Source organism: Roseovarius gaetbuli, assembly GCF_900172365.1.
GTDB lineage: Bacteria > Pseudomonadota > Alphaproteobacteria > Rhodobacterales > Rhodobacteraceae > Roseovarius > Roseovarius gaetbuli.
In genome coordinates this window covers 1-1,198 of sequence record NZ_FWFJ01000121.1, presented here as the reverse complement: position 1 = coordinate 1,198, position 1,198 = coordinate 1, and the positions used below count along the sequence as shown (strand labels likewise).

Annotated in this window: 1 protein-coding gene; it reads left to right on the top strand. The window is 54.5% G+C overall.

From position 1 onward, the window contains the following. Positions 1-71 precede the first annotated feature (71 nt). Positions 72-1,159 (top strand): IS3 family transposase gene (locus ROG8370_RS19850; RefSeq protein ID WP_139838252.1). Its coding sequence is split into 2 segments (ribosomal slippage): positions 72-333 and positions 333-1,159, totalling 1,089 coding nucleotides; the frame shifts between segments, so codons are not numbered across the junction. The last annotated feature ends 39 nt before the right edge of the window (positions 1,160-1,198 follow it).

Sequence of the window (1,198 nt, the reverse complement as noted above, 5' to 3'; positions counted from 1 at the left end):
GGTAATCCCCCCCAAAATTAGTGGTGTTCAAAAGTAGAATTTTCTCGGCAAGATATCTGAGGAGATTTACGATGAAGAACGGACGATTTAGCGACGCTCAGATCATGACGATCCTGAAGCAGGCGGAGGGTGGTGTGCCGGTCTCTGAGCTGTGTCGGGAGCATGGGATGAGCAGCGCCAGCTTTTACAAATGGCGGGCCAAATTTGGCGGGATGGATGCGTCTTTGATTGCCGAGATGAAGGACATGGCCGAGCAGAACCGCAGGCTCAAGAAGATGTATGCCGAGATGAGCATGCAGAATGAGTTGCTCAAGGAAGCCCTCGGAAAAAAGTCTTAAGGCCGTCTCAACGACGTGAGATGGCCATGACGGTGGTGGCGGTGCGTGGGGTCAGTGTCGCGCTGGCATGCAGGACGTTCCAGATCAGTGAGACGTGTTACCGGTACAGCCCAACGCTGAGTGACGAGAACGAGGAGATTGCTGATTGGCTGGAACGTCTGACGACAAACAAACGCACCTGGGGCTTTGGTCTGTGTTTTCTGTATCTGCGCAACGTTCAAGGCTATGGCTGGAACCACAAACGCGTCTACCGGATTTACTGCGCGCTGGAGCTGAATCTACGGATCAAACCCAAGAAACGGCTGAAGCGGGACAAGCCGGAGCCGTTAGCCGTGCCTGACAGGCCCAATGAGACGTGGTCGATGGATTTTATGGCGGATCAGTTGGCCGACGGTCGTTCGATCCGGACACTGAACGTCCTGGATGACTTCAACCGCGAGGGTTTGTGCATTGAAGTGGACTTCTCACTGCCCGCTGAGCGCGTCGTGCGCAGCCTGAACCAGATCATCGAGTGGCGCGGAAAGCCGCAGGCCATTCGGATCGACAATGGGCCCGAATATGTCAGTGGCAAGCTCATGGAATGGGCTGAAAAACATAGCGTTAGGCTCGAATACATCCAACCCGGGAAGCCCCAGCAAAACGCTTATATCGAGCGCTACAACCGCACGGTTCGCGGCGAATGGCTGAGCCAATATATCTTTGAAACCATCGAGGAGGCACAGGATCAGGCAACGCAATGGCTCTGGACTTACAACAATGAGCGCCCCAACATGGGCATCGGCGGCATAACACCCGCTATGAAACTGAAAACAGCTGCGTGATTTCTACGGCTGGACCCCATTGAAAATGGGGGGATTACC